The 26,365-nt window shown below is 59.1% G+C and carries 29 protein-coding genes; 10 read left to right on the top strand and 19 right to left on the bottom strand.

The features are described 5' to 3' along the window. Positions 1-98: 98 nt before the first annotated feature. From AB1781_00390 to AB1781_00380, 3 genes are all read left to right on the top strand, one after another. Positions 99-854 (top strand): methyltransferase domain-containing protein, encoded by a 756-nt coding sequence (locus tag AB1781_00390; GenBank protein MEW5703041.1) that lies wholly within the window; start codon positions 99-101, stop codon positions 852-854. 13 nt (positions 855-867) lie between these two features. Beyond that, the gene (locus AB1781_00385; GenBank protein ID MEW5703040.1) at positions 868-1,452 is read left to right on the top strand and encodes a TIGR00730 family Rossman fold protein; all 585 of its coding nucleotides are present in this window, start codon (positions 868-870) and stop codon (positions 1,450-1,452) included. A 103-nt stretch (positions 1,453-1,555) separates the two neighbouring features. Continuing rightward, entirely contained in the window at positions 1,556-2,776 is a 1,221-nt protein-coding gene (locus AB1781_00380; protein ID MEW5703039.1) for an NADP-dependent isocitrate dehydrogenase, read from the top strand. Between the two features lie 32 nt (positions 2,777-2,808). Here AB1781_00380 and alaS read toward each other — a convergent pair whose 3' ends face one another. The 9 genes from alaS to AB1781_00335 all read right to left on the bottom strand — a co-directional run bounded on the left by alaS (position 2,809) and on the right by AB1781_00335 (position 12,918). Continuing rightward, positions 2,809-5,469 (bottom strand): alanine--tRNA ligase, encoded by a 2,661-nt coding sequence (alaS, locus tag AB1781_00375; protein ID MEW5703038.1) that lies wholly within the window; start codon positions 5,467-5,469, stop codon positions 2,809-2,811. 188 nt (positions 5,470-5,657) lie between these two features. Next, the gene (recA, locus tag AB1781_00370; protein ID MEW5703037.1) at positions 5,658-6,740 is read right to left on the bottom strand and encodes a recombinase RecA; all 1,083 of its coding nucleotides are present in this window, start codon (positions 6,738-6,740) and stop codon (positions 5,658-5,660) included. Positions 6,741-6,932: 192 nt separating this feature from the next. Next, the gene (locus tag AB1781_00365; protein MEW5703036.1) at positions 6,933-9,464 is read right to left on the bottom strand and encodes a PAS domain-containing protein; all 2,532 of its coding nucleotides are present in this window, start codon (positions 9,462-9,464) and stop codon (positions 6,933-6,935) included. A 47-nt stretch (positions 9,465-9,511) separates the two neighbouring features. Beyond that, positions 9,512-10,633, bottom strand: a complete 1,122-nt coding sequence (gene flhB / locus AB1781_00360) for a flagellar biosynthesis protein FlhB (GenBank protein ID MEW5703035.1) — start codon at positions 10,631-10,633, stop codon at positions 9,512-9,514. A 2-nt stretch (positions 10,634-10,635) separates the two neighbouring features. After that, entirely contained in the window at positions 10,636-11,400 is a 765-nt protein-coding gene (locus tag AB1781_00355) for a flagellar biosynthetic protein FliR (protein ID MEW5703034.1), read from the bottom strand. Between the two features lie 7 nt (positions 11,401-11,407). Next, positions 11,408-11,674 (bottom strand): flagellar biosynthesis protein FliQ, encoded by a 267-nt coding sequence (gene fliQ, locus AB1781_00350; GenBank protein ID MEW5703033.1) that lies wholly within the window; start codon positions 11,672-11,674, stop codon positions 11,408-11,410. Positions 11,675-11,682: 8 nt separating this feature from the next. After that, positions 11,683-11,994, bottom strand: coding sequence for a flagellar hook-basal body complex protein FliE (gene fliE / locus AB1781_00345; protein MEW5703032.1), 312 nt, complete (start codon positions 11,992-11,994; stop codon positions 11,683-11,685). 35 nt (positions 11,995-12,029) lie between these two features. Further along, complete coding sequence (gene flgC, locus AB1781_00340) at positions 12,030-12,440, bottom strand: flagellar basal body rod protein FlgC (protein ID MEW5703031.1); 411 nt, start codon at positions 12,438-12,440, stop codon at positions 12,030-12,032. Between the two features lie 16 nt (positions 12,441-12,456). Further along, the gene (locus AB1781_00335; protein ID MEW5703030.1) at positions 12,457-12,918 is read right to left on the bottom strand and encodes a flagellar basal body protein; all 462 of its coding nucleotides are present in this window, start codon (positions 12,916-12,918) and stop codon (positions 12,457-12,459) included. Positions 12,919-13,010: 92 nt separating this feature from the next. On the opposite strand from AB1781_00335, the gene csrA reads away from it, so the two are divergent. After that, positions 13,011-13,238: a carbon storage regulator CsrA gene (csrA, locus tag AB1781_00330; protein ID MEW5703029.1), complete on the top strand. Its 228-nt coding sequence runs from the start codon at positions 13,011-13,013 to the stop codon at positions 13,236-13,238. On the opposite strand, the gene AB1781_00325 is transcribed toward csrA, so the two are convergent. Next, the gene (locus AB1781_00325) at positions 13,235-13,936 is read right to left on the bottom strand and encodes an MOSC domain-containing protein (protein MEW5703028.1); all 702 of its coding nucleotides are present in this window, start codon (positions 13,934-13,936) and stop codon (positions 13,235-13,237) included. The two genes, csrA and AB1781_00325, sit on opposite strands and share 4 nt — an antisense overlap. A gap of 192 nt (positions 13,937-14,128) precedes the next feature. Here AB1781_00325 and AB1781_00320 point away from each other — a divergent pair, with 192 nt between their 5' ends. From AB1781_00320 to fliP, 4 genes are read left to right on the top strand one after another with little or no spacing between them, the layout of a single operon-like run. After that, positions 14,129-14,452 carry an EscU/YscU/HrcU family type III secretion system export apparatus switch protein gene (locus AB1781_00320; GenBank protein ID MEW5703027.1) on the top strand — a complete coding sequence of 108 codons (324 nt, stop codon included), beginning with the start codon at positions 14,129-14,131 and terminating at the stop codon, positions 14,450-14,452. Continuing rightward, complete coding sequence (locus AB1781_00315; protein MEW5703026.1) at positions 14,449-14,781, top strand: hypothetical protein; 333 nt, start codon at positions 14,449-14,451, stop codon at positions 14,779-14,781. The genes AB1781_00320 and AB1781_00315 overlap by 4 nt, the downstream gene beginning before the upstream one ends. Before the next feature lie 25 nt (positions 14,782-14,806). Beyond that, positions 14,807-15,118 carry a flagellar biosynthetic protein FliO gene (locus AB1781_00310; protein MEW5703025.1) on the top strand — a complete coding sequence of 104 codons (312 nt, stop codon included), beginning with the start codon at positions 14,807-14,809 and terminating at the stop codon, positions 15,116-15,118. Beyond that, on the top strand, positions 15,115-15,870 hold the full coding sequence (fliP, locus tag AB1781_00305; GenBank protein MEW5703024.1) for a flagellar type III secretion system pore protein FliP: 756 nt from the start codon (positions 15,115-15,117) through the stop codon (positions 15,868-15,870). The genes AB1781_00310 and fliP overlap by 4 nt, the downstream gene beginning before the upstream one ends. An 18-nt stretch (positions 15,871-15,888) precedes the next feature. On the opposite strand, the gene AB1781_00300 is transcribed toward fliP, so the two are convergent. The 9 genes from AB1781_00300 to AB1781_00260 form a co-directional block, all read right to left on the bottom strand. Then, complete coding sequence (locus AB1781_00300) at positions 15,889-19,032, bottom strand: tetratricopeptide repeat protein (GenBank protein ID MEW5703023.1); 3,144 nt, start codon at positions 19,030-19,032, stop codon at positions 15,889-15,891. 3 nt (positions 19,033-19,035) lie between these two features. Further along, complete coding sequence (locus AB1781_00295) at positions 19,036-19,749, bottom strand: flagellar motor protein MotB (GenBank protein ID MEW5703022.1); 714 nt, start codon at positions 19,747-19,749, stop codon at positions 19,036-19,038. A 13-nt stretch (positions 19,750-19,762) separates the two neighbouring features. Then, positions 19,763-20,458: a flagellar motor protein MotB gene (locus AB1781_00290; GenBank protein ID MEW5703021.1), complete on the bottom strand. Its 696-nt coding sequence runs from the start codon at positions 20,456-20,458 to the stop codon at positions 19,763-19,765. Positions 20,459-20,473: 15 nt separating this feature from the next. Continuing rightward, positions 20,474-21,100 carry a protein phosphatase CheZ gene (locus tag AB1781_00285; GenBank protein ID MEW5703020.1) on the bottom strand — a complete coding sequence of 209 codons (627 nt, stop codon included), beginning with the start codon at positions 21,098-21,100 and terminating at the stop codon, positions 20,474-20,476. Positions 21,101-21,109: 9 nt separating this feature from the next. Further along, positions 21,110-21,496 carry a response regulator gene (locus AB1781_00280; GenBank protein ID MEW5703019.1) on the bottom strand — a complete coding sequence of 129 codons (387 nt, stop codon included), beginning with the start codon at positions 21,494-21,496 and terminating at the stop codon, positions 21,110-21,112. Between the two features lie 95 nt (positions 21,497-21,591). Continuing rightward, positions 21,592-22,245 (bottom strand): hypothetical protein, encoded by a 654-nt coding sequence (locus AB1781_00275; protein ID MEW5703018.1) that lies wholly within the window; start codon positions 22,243-22,245, stop codon positions 21,592-21,594. 10 nt (positions 22,246-22,255) lie between these two features. Beyond that, positions 22,256-22,711, bottom strand: a complete 456-nt coding sequence (locus AB1781_00270) for a DUF6468 domain-containing protein (protein MEW5703017.1) — start codon at positions 22,709-22,711, stop codon at positions 22,256-22,258. After that, positions 22,708-23,862, bottom strand: a complete 1,155-nt coding sequence (gene fliM, locus AB1781_00265) for a flagellar motor switch protein FliM (protein ID MEW5703016.1) — start codon at positions 23,860-23,862, stop codon at positions 22,708-22,710. Before fliM ends, AB1781_00270 begins: the two co-directional genes overlap by 4 nt. Before the next feature lie 47 nt (positions 23,863-23,909). Further along, positions 23,910-24,503: a flagellar basal body-associated FliL family protein gene (locus AB1781_00260; GenBank protein ID MEW5703015.1), complete on the bottom strand. Its 594-nt coding sequence runs from the start codon at positions 24,501-24,503 to the stop codon at positions 23,910-23,912. Between the two features lie 305 nt (positions 24,504-24,808). Between AB1781_00260 and flgF the strand changes: the two genes are divergently transcribed. Further along, entirely contained in the window at positions 24,809-25,528 is a 720-nt protein-coding gene (gene flgF / locus AB1781_00255) for a flagellar basal-body rod protein FlgF (GenBank protein MEW5703014.1), read from the top strand. Positions 25,529-25,569: 41 nt separating this feature from the next. Continuing rightward, positions 25,570-26,355 (top strand): flagellar basal-body rod protein FlgG, encoded by a 786-nt coding sequence (flgG, locus tag AB1781_00250; protein ID MEW5703013.1) that lies wholly within the window; start codon positions 25,570-25,572, stop codon positions 26,353-26,355. Positions 26,356-26,365: the final 10 nt, after the last annotated feature.

The raw sequence follows: 26,365 nt of genomic DNA, 5'->3' as shown, positions 1-26,365 counted from the left end.
ACCATATCGTGTATGATGGGAGGAAATCGTTCGGCGCGCAATCGTGCCGGAGACGGGTTTGCGCCACATTGAATCGGGAGCTTTCGAGAGTGGACAAGATGTCCGGCGTAAAAGATTTCCTGAAGGGTCTCCTTCTGCGGACGGATGCGGAAACCTATGGGATTACAAAGTTCATGGAGTTTGCCGCAACGCAGGTGGCGTCTTCAGACCGGGTGCTGGACGCTGGCGCCGGCACCCTTCCCTACCGGCGGCATTTCGCTCATGCCCACTATGAAGCAACGGACTTCGAGGACGCTTTCCACGAAGAATACAAGTCCGAGTATGACTTCCTCTGCAACCTGGAAGCCATCCCCAAGCCCGACAACACCTACGACGTCGTTCTCAACACCCAGGTGCTCGAACACGTCGAGAATCCGGAAGCCGTTCTCAAGGAATTTTTCCGGGTGCTGAAGCCGGGGGGGAAGCTTTTCCTGACGGCGCCCCAAGGGTGGGGCATTCACGGCGCCCCGCACCACTTCTTCAATTTTACGAAATACGGCCTGCGGTCGCTGTTCCGGAAGGCGGGCTTTGAAAGCGTCTCGATCGAACCTAGAGGAGGAATGTTTTGGTATCTCGGCAAGCGGATTCGCACCTTGCCAAATTACCTGATGGCACAATATCTTTTTCAGCAAGACACCGGGGGGCGTCGCAAGCTGAAGCCGCAAGCGGGTGCGTTTTTCCTTGCCCCTTTCTACCTTCTTGCGTTTCCTTTCTGCTTTTTCCTGATCCCGCTTCTATGTTTCTATTTGGACCCCTTGGATCAGACGCAGGATTACACGCTGGGGTACGCCTGCTATTGCCGGAAAAGCTTTTGAGCGACGGAAACGCATGAAGAAAATCAACACGCTTTGCGTCTATTGCGGTTCTTCGGAAAACGTGGACCGCAAATATCGAGCGGCGGCGGAACGACTGGGCGCGCTGATGGCCAAGCACGGCGTCCGGCTCGTCTTTGGCGGCGGCGGCGTCGGCCTCATGGGCAGCGTGGCGGACGCCGTGTTGGCCGGGGGCGGCGAAGCGATCGGGATCATGCCGGACTTTCTGCTGGATATCGAAGTCGGCCACCGCGGCGTCAAGCAGATGATTACCGTCGACAGCATGCATGCCCGGAAACAGAAGATGTTCGACATGGCGGATGCCTTTGTCATCCTTCCCGGCGGCTTCGGCACGCTCGACGAGACGCTCGAGATTCTTACCTGGAAACAACTTCGTCGCCACGACAAGCCGATTCTGATCGTTAACGTCGACGGCTATTGGAACCCCTTCCTTAACCTGCTCGATGCGATCATCGAGAAGGGGTTCGCCCGGCGAAAGGACACCGATCTCTATACGGTTGTGTGCACCGTCGAGGAAATATTGCCTGCCCTCGCCACCGTGCCGGAACCTACTTTCCGCACGGCCTCTAGCGAAATCTGAGGGAAGCGGACCGCATCCCCCGGTGGGGCTTGCGCTAATCTTCTTGGATGCTATTTTCCCGCCTAACCAGAACACCAAGAACCAGGTAGAGGGATCTGATCGCATGCCAAAAATCAAGGTCGCCAAACCCGTCATAGAGCTCGACGGCGATGAGATGACGCGGATCATCTGGCGGTTCATCAAAGAGAAACTGATACTCCCCTATCTAGATATCGATCTGAAATATTACGACCTCGGGATCGAACACCGGGACGAAACGAACGACCAGGTGACCATCGACGCCGCGCATGCCATCCAGCAATACAGCGTCGGCGTCAAATGCGCGACGATCACGCCGGACGAAGCGCGGGTCGAAGAATTCAAGCTGAAGAAGATGTGGAAGTCCCCGAACGGAACTATCCGGAACATCCTCGGCGGTACCGTTTTCCGCGAGCCGATCATCTGCCGCAACGTACCCCGGCTCGTTCCCGGCTGGACGAAGCCCATTGTCATCGGCCGCCACGCCTTCGGCGACCAGTACCGCGCTACGGATTTCCTTGTTCCGGGCGAAGGCAAACTTCTCATGCGGTTCGAACCGAAAGGCGGCGGCAAGGCGATCGAGCACGAGGTGTTCGATTTTCCGTCTTCCGGGATCGCACTTGGCATGTACAACCTGGACGATTCTATCCGCGGTTTTGCGCGCGCCTGCATGAATTACGGACTCGAGCGCGGCTGGAGCGTTTATCTCTCGACCAAGAACACAATCCTGAAAGCCTATGACGGGCGCTTCAAGGACCTCTTCCAGGAAATCTACGAGAAAGAATTTGCCGACACGTTCAAGGCGAAGGGTATCGGCTATGAGCACCGCCTGATTGACGACATGGTCGCCGCGGCGCTTAAATGGGAAGGAGGCTTCGTTTGGGCCTGCAAGAACTACGACGGCGATGTCCAGTCCGACACCGTTGCTCAAGGGTTCGGCTCGCTCGGACTGATGACGTCCGTCCTGCTGACGCCGGACGGCAAGACCGTCGAGGCGGAAGCGGCCCACGGAACGGTGACCCGCCACTACCGCGAATACCAAAAAGGCAAGGAAACTTCGACGAACCCGATCGCTTCCATCTTCGCCTGGACGCGCGGCCTTGCCTACCGCGGCAAACTCGATGGCACGCCCGCGGTCGAGAAGTTTGCGCACGCGCTGGAGAAGGTCTGCGTGGAGACGGTCGAGACCGGCTTCATGACGAAGGACCTCGCCATCCTCATCGGACCGAACCAGAAGTGGCTGACAACGAACCAGTTCCTCGACAAGCTCGATGAAAACCTGAAAAAGGCGATGGCGGGCGTCTGAGGCGGGCGCGCGCTTTCGATCAGCCTTAGCGGTCAGGCCTTGGCGGCCGTCGCTTCGATCGCGGCGGCGATCGCTTCGATTGCCGCCGCGCCCTTTTCCGGGTCGGTGCCGCCGCCCTGCGCCATGTCGGGCCGGCCACCGCCCTTGCCACCGAGGACGGCGGACCCCGCCTGCACGAGCGCGACCGCGTTGAAACGGTCCGTGCAATCGGCCGTAACGCCGACGACGAGGGAGACCTTACCTTCCTCGTCCACGCCCAGGATTGCAACGACGCCGGAGCCCACCTCTTTTTTGAGATCGTCGGCCATCGGGCGAAGCTCCTTCGCGGGCACGCCCGTGAGCAGGCGGGAGAGAAAACGGCAGCCGTTGATCTCACGAGCATCGGCCCTTTCTTTCCCGCTGTCGCCGCCCCGAGCAAGCGTGCGGCGAACCCCTTGCAACTCGCGTTCAAGCCGCTTGCGCTCCTCGATCAGGCTTTCGATGCGGGCGGGAAGTTCGGCCGGGGTTGCCTTCAGCGCGGCAGCCGCGGCAGTCAAGCTCTTCTCCGCCTCTTCGACGCAGGCCTCCGCCGCCTCGCCCGTCAGCGCCTCGATCCGGCGCACCCCGGCGCCGACGGCGCTTTCCGAGACGATCTTGAAATAGCCGATGTCGCCGGTTCGTCGGACGTGGGTGCCCCCGCAAAGCTCGACGGAAAAGTTTTTGTCGTTTTCCTTTCCCATCGAAAGAACGCGCACCTCATCGGCGTATTTTTCACCAAAAAGAGCAAGCGCCCCTTCCGCCACCGCCTCGTCCGGCGTCATCAGCCGGGTCTCGACCGCCGCGTTCACCCGGATCTGGCGATTCACGTCGGCCTCGACGGCGCGGATATCGTCCGGCGTCAATCCCTTCGGGTGGCTGATATCGAAACGCAGGCGATCAGAAGCGACGAGCGAGCCCTTCTGGGTGACATGCGCGCCGAGCCGCCGGCGAAGGGCGGCGTGCAGGAGATGGGTGGCGGAATGGTTCGCGCGAAGCCGGGCGCGGCGGTCGGCTTCGACCCGCATCTCGAGGATGTCGCCGACGCGAACCTTCCCCTTCTCTACCCGGCCGAGATGGACGTGGAGATCGCCAAGCTTCTTCTGGGTATCCCGGACGGCGATCTTGAGGCCGGCGGTTGTAAAAAGTTTTCCAACGTCGCCAACCTGGCCGCCGGATTCGCCGTAGAAGGGGGTCTGGTTGGTGACCAGAGCGATTTCCTCACCCTCACCCGCCTCCGGTATTTCTTTGTCGCCGCGGAGCAGGGCGACAACCATGCCTTCCGCCGCGTCCGTCTCGTAGCCCAGAAATTCCGTCGCCCCCACCCGCTCGCGGATACCGAACCAGACCTTTTCCGTCGCCGCTTCGCCGGAGCCTGCCCAGGCGGCGCGGGCTTCCTCGCGCTGGCGGGCCATCGCACGCCCGAAGCCTTCGTGATCAACGCCGCGACCTTCCGATTGCAACGCGTCTTCTGTGAGGTCGAGGGGGAAACCGTAGGTGTCGTAAAGCCGGAAGGCGATCTCGCCGGGAAGGGCCGCGCCTTTCTTCAGTTTAGCGGTCTCCTCGGCCAGTAATTTGAGGCCGCGCTCCAGGGTCTGGCGAAACCGTTCCTCTTCCGATTTCAGGGTTTCCGCGACCAGGGCTTCCGCCCGCAGAAGCTCCGGATAGGCGTGACCCATCTGGGTGGTCAGCGTCGGCACCAGCCGCCAGAGCAACGGCTCGCGACAGCCGATGAGATGCACGTGGCGCATGGCGCGGCGCAGGATGCGGCGAAGAACGTAGCCCCGCCCCTCGTTCGAAGGCAGGACGCCGTCCGCCATCAGGAAGACGGAGGATCGCAGGTGATCGGCGATGACGCGGTGAGCGAGAGCGTGCTCGCCGTCCGGCTTCGTGCGCGTCACCTCGGCCGAAGCCTGGATCAGCGTGCGGAAGATATCGGTCGCGTAGTTGTCGTGCACGCCCTGAAGGACGGCGGTGATGCGCTCAAGCCCCATGCCGGTGTCGATGGAAGGCTTCGGCAACGGCACGCGCTCGTCCGGCGAGATCTGGTCGTACTGCATGAAGACGAGATTCCAGATTTCGACAAAGCGATCCCCTTCCGCCTCGGCGCTGCCGGGAGGACCGCCCGGGATGCTGGCCCCGTGATCGTAGAAGATTTCCGAACACGGCCCGCACGGGCCGGTGTCCCCCATCATCCAGAAATTGTCGGCCGTCGCGATGCTTATGATGCGGTCTTCCGGAAGGGCCGCGATCTTGCGCCAGAGCTGTCGGGCTTCTTCGTCCTCGTGATAGACGGTGACCCAAAGACGGTCCTTCGCGATCCCGAATTCCTTCGTCAGCAGGCCCCAGGCAAATTCGATGGCGCCTTCCTTGAAGTAGTCGCCGAAGGAGAAGTTACCCAGCATCTCGAAAAAGGTGTGGTGGCGGGCGGTGTGGCCAACGCGATCGAGGTCGCTGTGCTTGCCGCCGGCGCGGACGCATTTCTGGCTGGAGGCGGCGCGAACGTAATCCCGCTTTTCGGCCCCGGTGAAGACGTTCTTGAACTGCACCATGCCGGCGTTCGTGAACAAGAGCGTTGGGTCGTTCCTCGGCACCAGCGGGCTCGACGGCACCACCGTGTGACCGTGACGAGCGAAATAGTCCAGGAAACTTGAGCGAATGTCGTTGGTGTTCTGCATAGGTCCGCGCGCCAAAGAAGGCCCCTTGTACCCTGCCTCCGCCTTGGGTGTCCAGCCAAGGCGAACGCGCAGAATTTCAAGCAGCGGAAGCCTTTCGGCGTTTTCGGAAGCGCCAAAAAGAAACGGGCCCGAAGGCCCGTTCCGATGGACGCAAGGACCGGTGCCTTGACCGGCGCCGGAGGGTAAAGTCAGGCTTCCTGTGCTTCTTCCATCTCGGACGCGTCATCCGATTCCGCCAGCGCTTTTTGGACGAGGCCAGCGTTCGCCCGGATTTCGACTTCGATCCTAGCAGCGATCTCGGAGTTCTCCTCCAGGAAGCGCTTCGCGTTCTCGCGGCCCTGGCCGATGCGCTGATCACCATAGGAGAACCAGGTGCCGGATTTTTCGATCAGGCCCGCCTTGACGCCAAGGTCCAGGATTTCGCCCGACTTCGAGATGCCGCCGCCATACATGATATCGAATTCAACCACCCGGAAGGGCGACGCCATCTTGTTCTTCACGACCTTGACGCGGGTCTGGTTGCCGACGATCTCCTCCCGATCCTTGATAGCGCCGATGCGGCGGATGTCGAGCCGGACGGAGGAATAAAATTTGAGCGCGTTGCCGCCGGTCGTCGTTTCGGGGTTTCCGAACATGACGCCGATCTTCATCCGGAGCTGATTGATGAAGATGAGAAGGGTCCGCGATCGCGCGATGGAAGAAGTGAGCTTACGGAGCGCTTGGCTCATGAGACGGGCTTGTAGGCCGACGTGCTGATCCCCCATCTCGCCTTCGAGTTCCGCCGTCGGCACGAGGGCGGCAACGCTGTCCACAACGAGGACGTCGAGCGCCCCGGAACGGACGAGAGTGTCGGCGATCTCAAGCGCCTGTTCGCCGGCGTCCGGCTGGGAGATGAGAAGGTCGGCTATGTTAACGCCGAGTTTCCTCGCGTAGCCGGGATCGAGCGCGTGTTCGGCATCGATGAAGGCGCAGGTGCCGCCGCGCTTCTGGGCCTCGGCGATGGCGTGGAGCGCCAGCGTCGTCTTGCCGGAGCTTTCCGGCCCGTAGATCTCGATGATGCGGCCGCGGGGGTAGCCTCCGATGCCGAGCGCGATGTCGAGGCCAAGCGAGCCGCTCGGCACGGTTTCGACTTCAACGACGGCGCCTTCCTGGCCGAGGCGCATAAGCGAGCCCTTCCCGAAGGCCCGATCGATCTGGCTGATGGCTGCCTCGAGTGCTTTGTTCTTGTCCATTTCGTCCCGGTTTATCACGCGTAAATTCGTGTTCGACATAGGTATCCCCCTATTCCTAAACGAAGCCTAGGTTGTCGCCTAGCAACCTTGCGTCCCGGCCAATGTACATGTTTTGTTCTCTTGCGCAAGCGAAGCTTATAACCTTTTGATATAAATAATTTTTTACGGAAAGTTCGTGAAATGTTCTAGGTCGGCGGGGCAGCCGCCGAGGCACCGGGAAGCAAAGAGCGCCTAATTTGCCATCACTTCCTTCACCTTGCCGGCGAGTTGGTCAAGGCTGAAGGGCTTGGCGAGAAAATGCAGGCCGGCGGCGTCCCCCATGCGATCGCGAAACGAGTCTTCCGCATAGCCGGAGATGAAGATCACCTTCATGTCGGGGCGCTTCTCGAGCACGCGGCCAACCAGACTCGGCCCGTCCAGTTCCGGCATGACGACGTCGGTGATAAGCAAATCGATCGGTTCCTCGGCGTTGTTGATCAGGTCAAGGGCGACGGAACCCCCCTTCGCTTCCAGCACCTTGTAGCCTTTCTTTCTTAGCGCGCGAGCCCCAAACAGGCGAACGGCGTCTTCGTCCTCGACCAGCAGCACCGTGCCGACGCCGGTGAGGTCGATCGGATCGAAGGCCACGACCGGCATATGCGCGCCGGCGCCGGCCACGGCCTCGGCCGACTGGTGGCGGGGCAGGTAGATCGAGAACTTCGTGCCTTCGCTCACCACGCTATCCGCGAAGATGAAACCGCCGGTCTGGCGCACGATGCCGTAAACGGTCGAAAGGCCGAGCCCGGTGCCGGCGCCGAGTTCCTTCGTCGTGAAGAAGGGTTCGAAGATCCGCTCGAGGTTTTCCTTCGAAATGCCGACGCCGGTGTCCTCGATCTCGATGAGAACATATTCGCCGGGCGGCATGGCATCCTGGTCGCCGCGCGTCGGCAAATACCGCGTGTTCGCGAGGCCGGAGGTGCGGATCGTGACCGTGCCCCCTTCCGGCATGGCGTCGCGGGCGTTGACGACAAGGTTGATGATGACCTGCTCGAACTGGCCCTGGTCCACCTTCACGAAGCCCAAGCTCTGGCCGTGCACGATATCGAGGTGGATGCGTTCGCCAAGCAGGCGGTTCAGCAGGTTCGTGAGCTCGCCCAGCACGTCAGTCACGTTCAGGATCTTCGGTTGCAGGGTCTGCTGGCGCGAAAAGGCGAGAAGCTGGCGCACCAGGTTCGCCGCCCGGTTTGCGTTCTGCTTGATCTGCATGATGTCGGCGAAGGCCTGGTCGCCCGGCCCGTGGTTCAACAGCAAAAGGTCGCAATTGCCTATCATCGCCGTCAGCAGGTTATTGAAGTCATGGGCGACACCGCCGGCCAAGCGGCCGACGAGTTCCATTTTCTGCTTCTGGGTGAACTGCCGTTCGAGCCTCTTCTGCTCGGTCGTGTCGATGGAATGAAGGATGAAGCCGACCGCCTCGCCCGTCACGTCCTCGAGGCTGCGAATGAAGAAAGCGGCGACGGTTTCGGTCTCGCCGGCAAGACGGACCTCGATCGGCCGCGTTGGACGAATGCCGCTTGCGACGCGCTCGAACTGGGCAACCAGGCGCTCGACGTCCCTCTCGTTCACGAGGTCCTTGAGCGGCGGCACCCCTTCCCGCCCCTTGCCCCGGTCGAAGCCGGCGATCTGGCGAAAGGCGGCGTTCGATTCGACGATCCGCATCTCAAGATCAAGGAAGGCGATGCCGATCGGGGCTTCCTCGAAGAACTGCCTGAACCGCAATTCGGACCGCCGGAGCGCCTGCTCCCACTCGCGCTCCGGCATCAGGTTGCGAACGACGGAGCGCGTCCGCAAGCCCTGCCCCTCGACCAGCGGCACGACGGTTTGCGTGAGAAAGGCCTGGAACGGCTTGTCGGCCCCTTTCAACCGAATCTCGCCGCGGCTTTCCATGGCATCGGAGCCGAAGAAATTATAGGGCGGCGTGCGGGGAGCCAGTTGCTCATCCACGAAGTCGTGCAGCTTCCGCCCGTCCGCCACAATCTCCGAGGCGGACAGTCCCAACCATTCGGCAAACTGGTTGTTCACGAAAAGAAACCGCCCGTTCTCGTCCACCGAATAGAAGCCGACCGGGGCGTTCTCCAGAAAATCCACGAGCTTTTCCTGTTCCTCGTGGATGACCTGTTCCATCTCGTGGCGGGCGGTCGTGTCCTCCGCCCGCCAATAGATATAGCCCGGCATGGCCGCAATCGGGATGGCGGCCAAGCTGCGCCACAAGAGACCATCGGGGTCGGCGACGGCGATTTCATCGCTTGCCATCTCGCCCGCCATCGCCTTGGCGCGCAGGCGGCGGAAGCGTTCGGCATCGACGCCGCTTAGGCGCCCTTCGAGCGTGCGCAACGGGTCGTTGGGATCCACTTCGAACATCTCGAAGAAGACGCCATTCGCATAGACGATGCCGCCGGCGGGACCGGTGACGAGCCTGCCCGTCGGGATAAGATCGCGCGCCGCGCGCCAGAAAACGTCCGAAATTTCGGCTTCCGCCTTCCGCCATAGGATGGCGTAGACCACGCCAAGCGCCAGCACGGAAAGGCCGGCGGCGGCCCCGCCGTAAAGAGCCATATGCGCGAGCGGAAGGCCGGCCAGGTCCAGCAGATGGCCGACGATGCCGACGAGCGCCGCCAGCAGCAGAAATAAACTCCAGAAGGCGGGATGCCGAAGCGGCCTTCTCGCCGGCAGGTATTCCCGCGCTTCCGGCACGAGAGGCAGTGAGTCGCGGCGGTCGCCCATCCGAACTCCCTCAACGAGGCGGTGTCTACCCCAGCACTGGGATAGACTTAACCTTTACCATAAACCCGGCCCGGTTGCGCAACGCCGGATGCGCCGGGCCGCAATTGCTTTCCCTTGAGCTTCATGATGTAGGCGATGATTTCAGCGACGGCCTTGTAATGTTCCGGCGAAATTTCCTGGTCGATCTCGACACCGGCATACAAGGCTTGGGCGAGCGGCGGGTTCTCGACGATGGGGATGTCGTTCTCCTTGGCGACCTCGCGGATTCGCAGTGCCAGAGAATCGATTCCTTTCGCGAGAAGCCTTGGGGCTTCCATCGTCTCCATATCGTATTTGAGCGCGATGGCGTAGTGAGTCGGGTTCGTGATCACGACGTCCGATTCCGGCACCGATGCCATCATACGCCGTTGCGCGCGCTCCATGCGGAGCTGCCGAAGCCGCGATTTGATAATCGGGTCGCCTTCCGTCTGCTTGAACTCGTCCTTAACTTCCTGACGCGTCATGCGCATCTGTTTCAGAAAGTTATAGCGCTGGTAAAAGTAATCGAGCCCGGCGATCACCGTCACGATTGCGAGAACGCCGATCAGAACCCGGATGGCCAGCGAGTCGAGCGTTTCGAGAATGCCAGGAATCGAAAGGCCGATCAGTCTATCGAGACGACCGAACTCCGGAATCATCAGAAAGGTAATAACGGTGCCCACCGCGACAAGTTTTAGTACCCCCTTGATGAATTCCATGATCGCGCGCATCGAAAAAAGCCGCTTGATGCCTTTCAGAAGCGAAATTTTCTCGAGCGACGGCTTGATGCGTTCGGCGGCGACGACATAACCGCTTTGGACAAAACCGGCCGTCAAGGCAAGCGCGATCAGCAAAAACATCGGCAGGAGAAGCGCCCGGGCGACCTCGCCGAGGGCGCGCCAGATCACCTCCATGAAACCCGCGCCATCCGGGGAGACGGCGTGAGGCATCTCGAGAAAGCCAACCAAGGCATGGCGAAGATCCGCCAGCATTCCCGGTGCAAAGACTAGGACGATGAGGGTAAGCCCCAAGATCATGAACCAATGATTGACCTCGCGGGAATTGGCAACCTGCCCTTTCTGGCGGGCATCCTTGAGCTTCTTGTGGGTTGGCTCTTCTGTCTTCTGAAATTCATCGGGCTGCTCCGCCATCCTTATCCCCCCACGAAGACGCTGGCGAAGTCGCTCTGGAACTCACGAAGGAACCAGCTAAGCATGGCGATTCCCGTCAACGCCATGACGAGAAGACCGAGTGCAATCTGCACCGGTATTACAATGAAAAAGACTTGCACCTGCGGCATGAGCCGACTGAGAAGACCGAGCCCGAGATAGAACACCATGCCAAGGACAAAGAAAGGGGCCGCGATCTGAGCGGCGATTACGAAGCTTTTTCCCACCACCATCGTCATTGCCTCGGCAAAATCGCCAAGCGGCAATGGCGCGCCGGCCACGAAAACGTCGTAGCTCTCAATGACTGAGGCGAGCATCAGATGGTGGACGTTTGTCACGAAAAGCAGCAGGAGCCCCGTCACGGTCAGGAAATTTCCGACGATGGACCCCTGCTGGGCGGCCGTGAGGTCGTTGACGAAGGCGTTGGCGAGGCCGATCTGGTAGGAAATGACCATTCCCGCCACGAAAAGGCTCGAAAGCAAAATTCGCCCCACCGTGCCGAAGAAGGCGCCGATTACGACCTCGCTCGCGAGCAGGAACAAAAGCTGCCACGGGCTCGCCGGCAAGGCTGGCAGGCCGGCCGCGACGATGGGTGTCATCAGGATGCTGATCAGGATTGCGAGCAGGAGGCGCACCTGCGGCGGAACGTAAACTTCGCCGAAGCCGGGCAGCAGCATCATCGCCGCGCCGATGCGCGCAAAAACGAGAAACAACGCAAAGAGGTTAAAGGAGAGAAACTCTTCCAGCATGACGCGGTCAGCCCATGCCGGCGATCTGATCCGCCAGTTGGTGCGTAAACGTCGCAAGCGTGCTCGCCATGAAAGGCAGAAACAAAAGAAACGAAACGAAAATGACGAGAATCTTCGGCACGAAGGACAGCGTCATCTCCTGCACCTGCGTCAGCGCCTGAATAAGTGAGATCACCAGCCCAACGATCAACGCCAGCAGCATGGTCGGCGCCGCAAGCTTGATCGTCACCCAAATCGCCTCGCGGGCGATTTCCAGCACCATCTCGTCCGTCATCGAGCGGCCTAGATCGGCATCTTGATGATGTCTTGATAAGCCTGCACAACCCGGTCGCGAACCGCGACCACCGTTTGCAGGGTCATCTCGGCGTTCGTGACCGCGGTAACGACGTCCAGCAGATCCGCTTCCTTCGTCATGGCCTTCATCGTCAGTTTCTCGCTCGTCTGAAGGCTTTCCGCCGCCCCTTCCACGGCCTCTTGAACGAGGCTCGCAAAATTCCCCTTCGGCAACCCATCCCTGGCTTCAAGTCCGGGCTGCTTTATGTTGGCGACGGCCTTCGCGTAGGCTGTCGCCGCATCCATCGCTTTCAGTGACATGGCTTTCCCCTGTGTGCTCGCGGAAACGCAAGGCCTTAACGTTCGAGCAGACCGATCGTTCCCCGCAGCATTCCCTTTGAAATCTCGATGACGCTTAGATTTGCTTCATAGCTTCGCTGAGCTTCCCGCATGTCCATCATTTCGACCAGCGAATCCACGTTCGGCGTCTCGACATAGCCGTCCCTGTCGGCGGCTGGGTGCGTCGGATCAAAATGCTTCTTGAATTGCGCCTGGGGCGCGTGAATCCGATCGACCTTTACTATTTCGGCCCCAAGCTTGCGGTCGAGTTCGTTCTTGAAGGTGACGACCTTCCGTGTGTACGGCGCTTCCCCCGGCTGTTTTGCAAGCGAATCGGCGTTTGCAATGTTTTCGGAAATGACGCGGAGCCGCGTGCCTTGCGCCTTAAGCCCGGCCGCCGAAATCTTCATTGCCTTGATGATGTCCACTCGCAATCCCCCTTGCCTAGTTGCGCCCGATCGCCGTGCGGAACATGGCGATATAACGGCGATAAAGATTCGTCGCCGTCTGGTAATCCCCCGCCGTCTCGGCAACCTTCAGAAGCTGCTCCTCGAGGACGACGGCGTTACCGTCCGGGGTTGTTTCATAGGTTTCCCTCTGCTTCTGATCGGCGAACCGTTTGGCCTCTTTCGTTCCCGACAAATGCGCCATGTTCGTCACCCTCGGCGCAAGCGTCGCCTCCCCACCCCGCACGAGGTCACGGAAAGCAGTCGGTTTCAAATCGTGCGGGACGTAACCGGGCGTGTCCGCGTTCGCGATGTTTCTGGCCAGCACTTCTTGACGGGAATTCAACCAGCCCATCCGGCCGGTGATCGTCGCCAACAAGGGAAGCTTCTTCATATCCATGGAGAGCCGGTCGTTTTGAGCGGGTTTCAGGGCTCGACGACAGGGGATGGAGTCTTGCATCCCACCCTTAAGAAAGCGTAAAAATGCGAAAGCTTGCTCTAGAGAATCCGCGGGGTATCCTCCCCTCGGAGGGGCCGGGCGGGGTTGCAGGCATGCTCTATTTGACCAGGAGGGTTGGGGAGTCGGTCATCATCAACGACGCGATCGAAGTGACCGTCGTCGAAATCCGGGGCAAATCCATCAAGCTGGGCTTCGAATTTCCCTCGGACGCCAGCGTGCTGCGAAAAGAAATCTACGAACGAATCCAAGAAGAAAACCGGGCCGCCGCCGAGGCGAGCGCCAATCTTCTGGACGCCCCGCCAGAGAAGGGCGGCATCTAAAGGCCAGCCGCGGCGGCCTCTTCCCTGTTCCACGCCGGCAAACTTGAGATCGGCGCGCCCGCTTCGACCAGACGTTTTTCAAAGGCCATCCGCCAACCCGGCGATAGCGCCTCAATCTTCAGCGCACGTTTTGCCCCCTCGAGATCCGCCTTCACCTGAAACATGAGGCGGTTGACTTCTCGCACGGCGAGGCTTTCGGGCGCGCTCTTGACGCACAGGATGGCGTCGCCAGCGGCAATTGTGCCTTCCTCGATGACGCGGAGGTAAAAGCCGGTATGGCCGGAAGCAAGAAAACGCTTCGGGAAATCCTCGAGACCCATTTTCATGGCAAGCTTGAAGCACGGCACGCGGGGTTGTGTCACCTCAACGAGCGCGGTCCCGATCCTAAACCGATCGCCGATACGGACGCCCTCCTCAAGCAGGCCTTCGACCGTGCAGTTCTCGCCGAACTGGCCATAGGAAAAATCGTCGCGATCAAGCGCCTTCGCCCACTCGGCATAGTGTTCGAACGGGTAAGCGTAAACCGCCTTGAATTTTCCGCCGTGATTCTCAAGGTCGGCCTGGGCATCGCCTTCCACGTTCCGCGCGCGAACCCATCGGCGGCCCGTCACGGGCTCCTTGAAGATTCCCGTCGTGACGGCTTTTTTTCCCTGCCCGATCGTGCGGGGAAGTGAAACATTGACGGAAAGCAGCCGCATGAATTTCTTTTCCCGAGGTTTCCCGGCCTTCCGCCTTTCCGGCGGCTGGAACCTTCCAAGGCCCTGGACAGCCCCGCGCAGTGTGGCGCGGCCGCGGCGGTTTTTAAAGATTCTTTAAGCATAGCAACGTCAGGATAGGCGCCAGGGAAGACCATAAGGACCCCCCCCCGCCCATCCAAGGGAACCACCAAATTGACCGATCTTTTCAATGAAGATTCGACGGACAATGCGCCGGCCAAGCGTGAAATCGCCGTCGCCTTGCAGTACGGCCAAGGAGAGGACGCTAACGCGCCGAAGGTCGTAGCCACTGGCAAGGGGGCCCTCGCCGAGCGAATCCTGGAAATCGCTTTCCAAACCGGCGTCAAGGTCCGCAAGGACGAGGATCTGGCCGAACTGCTCTCGGCGCTTGAGATCGGCAGCGAAATTCCCATCGAAGCCTTTACCGCCGTGGCCGAAATCCTGGCGTATGTCTACCGCGCCAACCAAGGCCCCGCGGCGCTGGAGAAGACGCCATGACACAAGAAGCCGGTGAATTGCAGGATGCCATGGGCTACATACAGGCGACCCGACATGCCCTCGAAAAGGGGGGTGAGGTCGATCTGCGCCCGCTCGAGATGAAGATCGAGCGGTTTTGCAAGGCCCTTCACGAGGCCCCCCCCGATCGGCGCGAGACCATGAAAAAACGGGTCATCGGGTTGATCGACGATCTCGACCGGCTGGCCGAAGAGCTGCGGGGCCAGTATGCCGAACTCGGCGAGCGACTCAGCAAGATGAGCCGCCACGAACAGGCGCTTGGCGCCTATGGCAACGACCCAGTCAAAAAAAACCCAACCAAAAAGAAATAAGCGGGACGCACGCTAAAAACCAACGATGGATGTCTCGCAATATCTCCGTTTTTTTCTAGCCCTTGCCTTTGTTCTCGGGCTGATTGGCCTTGTCGGCTGGGCAATCCGGCGTTTCGGTTTCGGCGGCAGAATTCCCGCAACGAAGGCGCGCGACCGGCGACTGGAGGTCGTCGAGGTCCTGCCGCTGGACGCACGCCGCCGGCTCTTGCTGCTGCGCCGGGACGATCGCGAGCACCTCGTGCTTCTGAGCGCCGGCCAGCACGCTGATCTCCTCATCGAATCCGCCATCCCGGCGCCGGAATCAAAGGCCGCCAAGTCGGCCGGACGGGAACCATGAAAAAATGGCTTCAAAAAGAGCGAGGCTTGGCCTCTCTCTCCCTAATTCTCGGGCTTGCCTTGCTTGCCTTCAGCGAACCCGCCGCGGCCCAAAACCTGACCATGGATTTCGGCGAGGGCGGGGCGGCAACCTCGCGCATCCTGCAGTTGATTGCGCTGCTCACGGTCCTAAGCCTGGCCCCTTCGATTCTCGTGATGGTTACCTCCTTCACCCGGATCATAATCGTGCTTTCCTTCGTCCGAAGCGCGATGGGGCTTCAGCAAACGCCGCCGAACACCGTCCTGGTCAGCCTGGCGCTGTTTCTCACCGCCTTTATCATGGCGCCGACCCTGGAAGTTGCTTATCGCGACGGCATTGCACCGTTGATCGAAGAGCAGATCAGCGAAGAGGAAGCCTTCGCGCGCACGACAGCCCCTATCCACGCCTTCATGATGAAGCAGGTCCGCGAGGAGGATCTGGCCCTTTTTATGGACGCCGCCAAGCTGGAGACGGTTCAGAAGCCGGAGGCAACCCCGCTTCGCGTTTTGATCCCGGCCTTCATGATCAGCGAGCTTCGCCGGGCGTTCGAAATCGGTTTTCTGATTTTCGTCCCGTTCCTGATTATCGACCTTGTCGCGGCGTCCATCCTCATGTCGATGGGTATGATGATGCTGCCCCCGATTATGATCTCGCTTCCCTTCAAGGTGATCTTCTTCGTCTTGGTGGACGGCTGGGCGCTGGTGGCCGGCAGCTTGATCAAAAGCTTCGGTTAGTTCGGGAATCCATCCGTTCTAGTTCAGGGCGCTCAACCCCTTCGCCTTCAACTGCTGGCGATAGTTCGTCATGAAGGATTGAAAACTGTCTACCTCTGCGATTTTTGTCGCCAGCTCTAGGAAGTTCTGACTTCTATATTCCGATTCCGGCGAGATCACGCGGAACATGTCTGCATATTCGCTTTTCACCATGCGCCGGTCGAACCGCTCATGCAGGGTGGCCAGGCCTTCCATGTCGCCGCTCAACGAAAGCGCTACCGCCCAACTAAGGACGAATTTCCGGTCGTAGTCCGAAAGTTCTTTTTCCGGCGCCGGGTCGCCGACGATCCGGGCAAACACCTTGGCTGCTTCCGGCCAGTTCCGCATGCGCTGATAGAGATCAATGCGGAGAAGATCGCCCTCATGGGTCGTGTCTTCCTTCAAAAGACCAAGCGCCTGGTCCATGTCGCCGATATCGGCAAGCGCACGAACGGTTAGATGAAGCCGTTGCTGGGCAAGCGCTTCGGAAACCGGATTCTGGCTGGTTTCCCGAAGCGCCTTCAAGGCCGCCTCCGGATTGTGGTTCAGAAGCCGGATAACCGCCAGGCGAGTGGCGACGCGAGCCTGCTCGGGCCCGGTAAGCCGATATTCCACCTGGTAGTCGAGAAGATCGGCCGCGCGATCGAGGAGGTCGGCGCCAACCAGACGGTCGGCCAATTTTTCGATCATGCGGTCGCCAGTCTCACCGACCGGCGTAAGCTCGCGAAATTCGTTGTAAAGGGCGATCGCCTTCACCAGCGGCATGGCGTCCGCCTCGCCTTCCAGATAGAGCTTCGAGAAAACGTCGGTCATTTCCTGGACGATTTTGCGCTTCCTGTCCTCTCCATCGAAATAGGTGATCAACTGTTTCAGCGCCGTGAGGCCCCGGTCGTATTTCTTCTCTTCGATATAGAGGACGCCAAGCCGATAAAGAAGGTCGAACTCGAAGTCGTCTCCCCGCCATCCGAAGCGAAGCTTTTCGAGCCGTTCAATGGCTTCATGCGAATCGATTCTCCCTTCCTGTAATTCCAGCCGGACAAGATCGAAGGTGGCACGCGACCGGCTTTCCCGGCCGCCGTCGGCGATCGCCTGATTCCAGAGCACGACCGCGCCATCGACGTCCTGGCGGGCAAGGTGAATGCGCCCCTCGAAATATTTGACGCGACCGTTCTCATCCGCGTTCGCATTCAGGAGTTGGAGCGCGCGAAGCCGATTTTCAGCCAGCGCAAGGTTGCCAACCTGGTAGGCCGCCTCGGCGGCAAGGAAGCCGAGCCGCAGGCGAAGACCCTCCGGGTAGGTGACCAGGAAGCTGTCGGCACCGTCGAACCCTCTGGCGGCCTTCGTCCAATCGCCTTGTTTCGCAGCAAGGGCGGCGCGCCAGAGCGCGATCTCGGCATCGCCGTCCAGCCCCTTGTCATGGAAATCCTCTGCGACTTGGGCATCGTCCCCGGTGTCGAAGGCGGCAACGCCGCGGATCGCCCGGAAGTTCATGTTTTTGATGATATCGGGCGACGTTTCCAGAAGGATACCGAGCACGCCAAGCGCCTCCGGCATCATCTCCCTTGCAAGGTAGAAGCGCACCAGGTTCATGCGCACGTCATCCAGCCGGCTCTCTTCCGCCTGCGCAATGGCGAGATGAAGGCGCTGCTCCGCCTTTACAAAAGTTTCGCCGGGCAAGCCTCTCCATGCCTCGAAATCGAACATCCGGACGCTGGTCAACAGGACGTCCGAAACCGATTCTACCGGCGCGCCAGGATTCGATATGCGAAGTGTTCTTGGTGCGGAAACCAACACCCCTTGCGCGGTAGGTTGCACGTCGAGCAAATCCTTCCGCGGCTCAATCACGATCCCTTGTGTCGCCGCTAACAAGGAAAAGTCAACGTATTCCCGGTCTTGGCCAACGCCGATATTCGTACCGGTGATTGGTACTATAAAAAGTTCATCCCCAACTTCCGGGTCCGTCGCCCGCAGGACTTGTTCGGCCCCTTCCGCCTGCAACAGCAAGGCAAGCCCTTCGCCTTCATTCGATAACGCGCGGATCGAAATTTCGCCGAGCTGGGGCGTTGCTTCCGGGCGAATGTCCACCGCCCAGGCGTTGCCGCCGCGACGCAGCGTCGGGTAAAGACCGGCAACCGGTCCGATGCGAATCACCGTACCCTTCCGCGTCGGCACATATTCCATGCTCTTCAGCAGTGGTTTTTCCTTAGCGAGCGCCGCATCAAGAGCGAAGTTGCGGAAGCGATCGAAGGCAACCCATACGTAGCCGGCGCGCAGGAACACCGCCGCCCCCGAAGGACTGTCCCAATCGAAGATTAGGCTCAAGGTGTTCGCGTTGCGTTCGGTTCTTACAGGCGCCTGAGCGTCGGTTGCCAAAGTTTTCGCCGATTGAACCGGCAGCAGATCGATGGGCGTTGCCGGCTTCGGCGCGATATGGGCAGGCGCGGGGCTCGCTTGCGCGGATGGTTGCGAAAGATCGATAACGACCCGCGGGCCGTCGCGGAAGTGACGCAAGCCCACCTCCGGCGCGTGGGCAATCACGATTTCTGTCGTCTGGCCGCTGTAACGCACGTCCAGCGAATGCACGTATTTTGGAAGATCTTTTCCCGGTTCAGGCAAATCAAACGCAGCTTGCCTCGCAAACTGTATCGTCGCCGTTTCGGTCTTGCTCTCGACCCGGTAAGCGATCTTCTCTGGCCAGTCAAAGACAAGGCGCGTAAAGGTCGGATGTTTCCCGGTGCGCACGCGAACCTTTTCAGCCGGCGTAGCGCGCGGGGCGGTGTTTTTCAGAAGGTCTATGACGACGTTTTCATTGTCTAGGAAGCTTCGCAAGCCAACGTCGGGCTTGAGTGAAAAAACGAAGCGTTTGCCGTCCTTCTCACTTGCCACACCTGTCACATAGGCGCCCAAGCGCTGGAAGACGGGATCGAAGGCGGCGCGAATTGGCCGATCGAATTCGACGATGAGTTTACCATCCTCGATCGTGGCGGTATGAGCGATCGGCCGGTCCACGTCGAATACGATTCGCCCGAAAGACTCATGGGTCCAGGCGCGAATCTTTGCCGACTCCTCGGCCCGGGCCGGCGTGCCGCCGCATGCAGCCATGGCTAGAATGGCGGTAAAAACAAGGAAGGGAGAATTTCGCACCGCCTAAGTCCCGCCCTTCGAATCGCGAATGATGATATCCACCCGCCGCGCCATCTCATACCGTTGGCTATCGGAAATCGCCAAGGTAAGGTTTGTAAATTCCGCGTCCCCTTGACCGTAAGCGACGATCTCTTTGCGATAACCGAAGCGCCGGAGTTCTGCCGCGACGGCGATCGAACGCGCAAGCGAAAGCTCCCAATTCGAGGTAAAGCGCGTGCCTACCGTTGGAATGGGATCGGCGTGACCGACGACATCAATCTGGTTGTGCAAGTTCTGGAGGACGCCGCCAAGGATAAAGAGTGCCTGGCTGGAGGAACGGGTAATCTCCGCCGTTCCGCGGTTGAAAAGGATGTCGCTCGGCAGGGAAATCAAGAGATACTTCTCGCGCTCCGTGATAAAGCCTCGGGAAAGCGTCGGGTCCTTGACCATTTGCTCGCGCAGGACGGTCCCTAGATAACCCAGGTCCGTCGTCCGCTCGACATGCACATTCCGGATATCGTGAGAAGACGTGGGCTCCACATGGAGGGTTTGGCGGCCCGGGTTAAGGCTTTGTTCCAGGGCACGGACGACGTCCTCCCACTTTTCCGATGCGAGGGTGGACATCGAGAACAGCATGACGAAAAACGTCAGCAGCAGCGAAACCATATCCGCGAATGTCAGCATCCAGGCGACGTTCGGCTGCTTCGGTGGTTCTACGGAAAAGGATGCGTCGTCCATCTTGCTCTACGTCCTATCCGCCCTTATCCGTGTCGGCCGATTGCCGAAACAAAATCTCGCCATCGCCTTCTCCGATAATTCGGAAAAGCAACCGCAACTGACCTGGCTTAACCGTTTCAATGGCGGTGTATATTGTGCTGGGCCGGGCGCCGTATTCGACCATGCGCCGCGCAAGTGTGCCCGTGCGCGCCATTTCGAGTGTCTGCCCAGCAGCCAGGGCATGCCTGGGAATGGGCGGACTGCTCATCAGGATTCCCATGTTGTAACCAAGGCCCGCCAAACCAGAGACCACGACTTCCTGAAGCCGGCGAACAAGATCCGCGTGTTCCGGCCGGATCTCGGCATTGCCGGGAACGAACAGCGTGTCGGCTTCGAGTAGAATTTCCAACATGTCCCCATAGACGAGGACATCAACCTGGTCTACCGGCATGGCGTTCTCGAGCAACTGCTCAATGTCGCTCAGAAACTGGTTCGAAACGAGGGGCGCCTCCGAAGCAGAACTGTAGACGGGTTTCGATGCGAGTGGCCCAAAATCCGAGCGGAAGGTCGTGGAAAGGCTGTCGATTACCATGCGCACGCGTTGCTGATCGATCGTGGACATGACGTTCAGCAGAACGAAGAAGGCCAGCAGTAATAGATAGAGACCCACGAACAGAACGATGCTCGGGTCGTTTTGTTGTTTTGGCTTGAGTCCCTCCAAGGCATCCATCGTCCACCGACCACGCTAATCAAGATTCTGGAGCAAGGCGTCAATCTCTTCCTGGCTTTTTGCGGCACCCGGCAGCTGAGGCCCGTGCAGCAGGGCCTTCTCGTCCATCGGGTCCTCGCGCGGCGCTGTTTTTTGTTCCGTCGTTGAAATCGGCAGATGTCCGCTAAAAACGTCGGCCAGCCCTTGGAGTTTTTCCTCGATCTGCTTGAGAGTCGTGACGATCTTGCTGACACGTTGGCCGGTGATGTCCTGGAAGCTGCACGCCTCGTAGATGTTCGTGACCGCGCTGTTCAATGCTTCCCGAACCTCGTCGTTCACTTTTCCAAAAACGGCCTCGATCTTTTCCGTCGAATCGAGAATCTCGCCCGTCGCGCGCTCTGTCGCCGTCACAATCGCGTCCAGCTCGTCCGTCGCCGAGGGGATATGCTTGGCGCGAATTTCTTCCGGGCAAAGAGAGGCGACTTCTGTCCTTGCTTTCTGAATAAAACCGGCTAGAGATTCGAATTCGCGATACAGCTTCTCCGCAAACCCGGATGGGTTATCTTGCATTGCTTTGACGGTGGATTCCACGACTCGGACGATCTCATCCGTCCGACCTGAATCGGTCGTCTTTTGAGAGGCTACCCGTATGTTTTTCGTCATTTCCCATTCCTAGAACTCGCCAAACACGCTGACGAGTTTGCTTTTCAGGGTTTCCGCGTTGAAAGGCTTCACGATGTAGTTTGAAACACCCGCCTTCTTCGCAACGATGACGTTCTCGGTCTTGCTCTCCGCTGTGATCATAATGAAGGGAATTTTTTTGAGCTTGTCGTCGGCGCGCACCTCCTTCAACAGCTCCAACCCCGTCATTGGCTCCATGTTCCAATCGGAGATGACCAGACCGAATTCCTTTTCTCGCAATTTCTGCAGGGCGCCACCTCCGTCCATCGCATCTTCGATATTATTAAAACTAAGCTGCTTCAGAAGATTGCGTATGATTCGGAGCATGGTTTTATAGTCATCCACAATCAGGATGCGCATGTTCCTGTCGATGGCCATTTCTTACTCCATCCAGTGTGTTGTGCATGGACGTTCCTCACCGAAAACCCTAATCGTTGACGGTTAAATTAAAGTAAATAGGGGTAAGAAAGGGGTTACTTGCCAGGGGGTGGCAATTGGCGGCGAAGCGCAAGCTCGCTTGTCACGCTCTCGGCTTTCACGGGGTCCATCTGCGCGATGATTGGGGAAACCTTTGATTCTTTCATGCGCTCGACGACATCGAGAAGAATGGGCATTTCCAGTCGCTCGAAGATCTGCGCGGCGTTTTTTGGCTTCATCTGTTCGTAAATCTTGACCAGGCTTTTGAGCTTTGCCTCTTCTTCTTCGTCATGCTGCTTTAGATAGCTGGCGATGGTTCCTTGAATCGTCTTGAGTTCGGTGATTTTCTTGTCGATTCGCTGCTCGGTCGCCATCAGCAGTTCTTCCCGGGTATTCAACTGCTGGGCCCGCGCGTCAAGCTCCTTGCGACGGTCGAGAAGTTGTTGGAGAACGTCAATTTCGGCTTGGCTCAGCTCGGCCGGGTCCTGAGCAGGCTCCTTGGAAGCGACCGCATCCGATTCCACGCTTACTTTTTCCGCCGCCGCCGGAACGACCGGCTGGCCTTCCGGCGCTTTCTCTTCCGTCTCCGCTTCCGCCGCGGAAACCGACGTACCACTTAGCGAAAGCCCTTCCCAAACCCCCCCCGTTTTAATGCCCAGTATCAGCACGAGGGTGAAGATCGTGACGGGAAGGAGACGCGGTTTAAACATGGGGTGCTTCCTAACGAACGGCTTGAAGGGCTTCGATTAATTCCCGCTCGGCCTTGGATCTCATCTGGCCACGCGGCAGGCGATGCCCAGGCACCGAGGTAACGGGCTTTATCTTCATCTCCGCCGTTTCGCCGGCCTTGCCTTTGCCGCCGGACCGCACCGAATCGGTCAGGCGGTCGGCGATAATTTCGCCGCGATCGCTCAAAAAAGCGAGATCATCTCGTAAGGAGCGCGCAAGATCTGTCTGCCGTTGCAGTTCCTTCGACGACACGTCAGCAATCGTCTTGAGACGGTATACGCTTTCCTCTGCCCGTTGCGTGGCGGCGCTAAAGTCGGAAAGCACCTTCTCGAGAACTTCTCTATCCTTCCGTAGCCCGGACAAACGTCGGCTCAGCCGAGCGGCGTACACAAGAGTCGCGCCAAGGAGGAGGATCAGAAACCCGTCAAGTAACAGGGAAATCGTCAATTTTTCTCTCCATTTGCGTGAACGTTGTTTTTCAGGATTTTGGAGGCGCCGATCTGAACGGCGATGTGGCCGCCCTTGCGACCGATCTTTCCATCAAAGAGCTGGACGTCCCCGCACCGCACCCGCACGTTGCTTTCCGGAGTCGCATTCAGAAGAATCTGCTCGCCGACCTTCAGGTTTAGGACGTCCCTCAAGGAAAGCTGGATTTCATCCAAGACCGCCTCGATTTGCACGTCCGTGCGCCATAATTCGCCGGCAAGGTGTTCCTCCCAGATCGTGTCACGCCCAAATTTCTCGCCGAGAAACATTTGCAGAAGCAGTTCGCGTATCGGTTCCAGCGTCGCATAGGGCATGACGAGTTCCATCTGCCCGCCGCGGTCCTCCATATCCACGCGGAGAACCGCCAGAATGGCGGCGTTGGAATTGCGGCAGATTGTGGCGAATCGGGGATTGGTTTCCAGCCGTTCGAATTGAAAAGTGACTGGATTCAAAGGCTCGAAAGCGGCGCCCAAATCCGCCAGCACAATGGAGACCATGCGCTGGACCAACTCCCGCTCAATCGTCGTATAGGGGCGCCCCTCGACCCGCAGAATCGTCGTCCCCCGCCGGCCGCCGAGAAGCACATCTACGATCGAATAGATCAGGGCGCTGTCGATCGTCAGCAGCCCATAGCCATCCCATTCCTCGGCCTTGTAGACGCCCATCATCGCCGGCAAGGGAATGGAATTCAAATAATCCCCGAAGCGAACGGACGTGATGTTTTCAATAGTGACTTCGACGTTGTCGGATGTGAAGTTGCGAAGGCTCGTCGACAGCATCCGGATCAGCCGGTCATAAACGACTTCCAGCATAGGCAGGCGCTCATAGGAAACGAGCGCACTATTGATAATTGCCTTGATGCCGGTATCACCGGATTCGCTGTCCCTTTCATCGAAACCAAGAAGCGAATCGATTTCTTCCTGGTTGAGAACGCGCGCCTTGGTCTTGGCGGCCGTCTCCTGCTCCCGCTCCTGCTCCGAAATCGCCTCTCCGCCCGTTGCATCCGCCTGGCCCGCATCGTCCCCCTCTGCCATGGCTTCCCATTCGGCCGCGAGGCGTTCCTGCTCCTCGGCGGATGCGCCTGCTTCGGCGGGTTTCGTCTCGTTTCCCATTGACCCGGAATCGGTCGATTCTGCCATTCGCGCCCTTCCTATCGAACCTATTGAATCAACATTTCTTTGAATAGAATGTCCTTCACCTTTGCCGGCTCGGCGGCGATAACCACCCTGCGCAGCAATTCCTCGCGCAGCCGATACATGCCAGCCGAACCGCTCAAGTCTTCGACGCGCAATTCCCGAAGGTAAACCTGGAACTTGTCGACGATCCGCGGCAAGACCGCTTCGATTTGCGGAATGTCGTTCGAGCTCTCGAGTTCCAAACTCACGCTAATCTTCAGATAGCTGGCCTTTCTCCCCTTCGCATTCAGGTTCACGAGGATTTCCGGGACCTCGTAAAAGACGGCTGGCTTCAACGGCTCGCTCTCGCCAGCCGTTTTTTCCGCAATTTTTTCCGAGCCTGCTTCCCCGCCGGAGAGGGGGCCATCAAAAAGGATAATCGCCAACGCCGCCCCGATGCTGATCGCCAGCACGGCCGGCAGGGCATAAAAGAGAATGAGCTTCTTGCCGGGCAGGCGTTTCTTTTCCTTTTCCCCCTCTGCCTGCTCGCCCTCTTCTCCCTTGGCTTCCTCCGAAGCCTCCGCTTCGGCCTCTTCGACCGCCTCGATCTCCTTTTTTCCCTTTTCGGGCTTTGCCATCCTCGAGTCCCTCGTTCGTAACGGCGGCGCCTCCGCGGCAGCATCGGCTTGCGGCGGGGCTACCTAACCGCCAAAGCCTAGAAAAGAAGGGTTAACAGGTGATTGAAATCCAGACCCCTTCTGTCGCTATTGCCTCCGTTCACGGCAAGAACTGCCGGGCAGCTCTTTCCGATGGGCGTGTCCAGCCTCGGAAAAGACCACCCGGCTTTTACTTAACCACTTGAAAACAATGCATTATTTTTTGGCACGCCCCGTGCATTTCCTTCGGGCGGGGACAGCCACGCCACCTAGCGAGGGATAAGGATATGGATACGCCGGCTTTAATCGGCCTATCGAAACAAGTGCTCATGAAGCAGCAGCTTTCCGTCATCGCCAACAACATCGCGAACGTATCGACGGTGGGCTTCAAGGGCGAACAGATGCTGTTTGCCGAATATCTATCGAAGGCTGGCCAGAACGAAAAAATTTCCTTTGTCCAGGGGACCGGCATCGTCAGCAACTATGCGATGGGGCAATTGATCGATACGACGAACTCGCTGGACATGGCTATCGAAGGCAGGGGGTATTTCGCCGTCGAGACACCCCTCGGAACCCGCTATACGCGGAACGGACATTTTCAGCTGAACGAACTGCGACAAATCGTTACCTCCGATGGCTATCCGCTTCTTTCCAGCAGCAATCGGCCGATTGTGCTCGGGCCAAACGACCGCGAAATCACGATCGCCCACACAGGCGAGATTTCAACGGAAAGCGGCCTGATCGGAAAGGTCCAGACGTTCCAGTTCGACGACGAAAACCAGCTTCGCCGAACCGAAAACGGCCTTTTCAGCGCACCGCTTCAACCCAAACCCGCCGACCAGGCAAAAATTTTACAAGGCAAGCTCGAGCAGTCGAACGTCGAGCCCATTTCGGAAGTTACAAAGATGATTGAGATCGCCCGCGCCTACGAATCCGCCAACAAACTCATTGAAAGCGAAAACGATCGCAAGCGCCGCGCCATCCAGACTCTGACCCAGACGAACTAGGCGTCGCGACGCAAGTGCCCTACAAGAAGAGGATATGAGGAATGAGCGCTCTTGACATTGCAGCAACCGGGATGCTGGCGCAACAGCTCAACGTTGAGGTAATAGCGAACAACATCGCCAACCTCAATACGACGGCCTACAAGCGCCAACGCCCGGAATTCCAGGATCTGCTTTACCAGGACCTGAAGCTCGTCGGTTCAAGTTCGAGCGATAATGGAACGATCGATGCCTCCGGCATTCAGCTTGGTACCGGCGTGAAGACCGGCACCGTCTACCGAATCACAAGCCAAGGCAATATGGTCAGCACAGAGAACACGCTCGATCTAGCGATCGAAGGGAAAGGTTATTTCCAGATCGAACTGCCGAGCGGCGCGATCGCCTATACCCGGGCGGGGTCCCTACAGCTTAGTCCGAGTCGCGAGATCGTGAACGCGGATGGCTTCCGGGTGTTGCCCGGTATTACGATCGCCTCCGACGTGATGCAAGTAACCGTCAACGCGAGCGGCGAAGTGTTGGTTCAGGTGTCGGGGCAGACAAGCCCACAGAACGTCGGTCAGCTTGAACTAGCCACTTTTCCGAACGAGGCCGGCCTTCAAGCCGTCGGCGGAAATCTGTTTCTTGAAAGCGCGTCCTCGGGCAGTCCCACCACCGGCACGCCCGGTTCCACCGGCTTTGGAACCGTTCTTCAGGGTTTTCTCGAATCCTCGAACGTCAACATGGTGACGGAAATCACCACCCTGATTGCGGCTCAACGCGCCTATGAAATGAACTCAAAAGTTATCCAGACGGCCGACGAGATGATGCAGGCGGCCAACCAGGTGACCTAGAAAGCGAGTG

The organism is Pseudomonadota bacterium, from assembly GCA_040752895.1.
Lineage (GTDB): Bacteria > Pseudomonadota > Alphaproteobacteria.
Note: the sequence above shows the minus strand (reverse complement) of the source record. Positions and strands in the feature narration are given on the sequence as shown.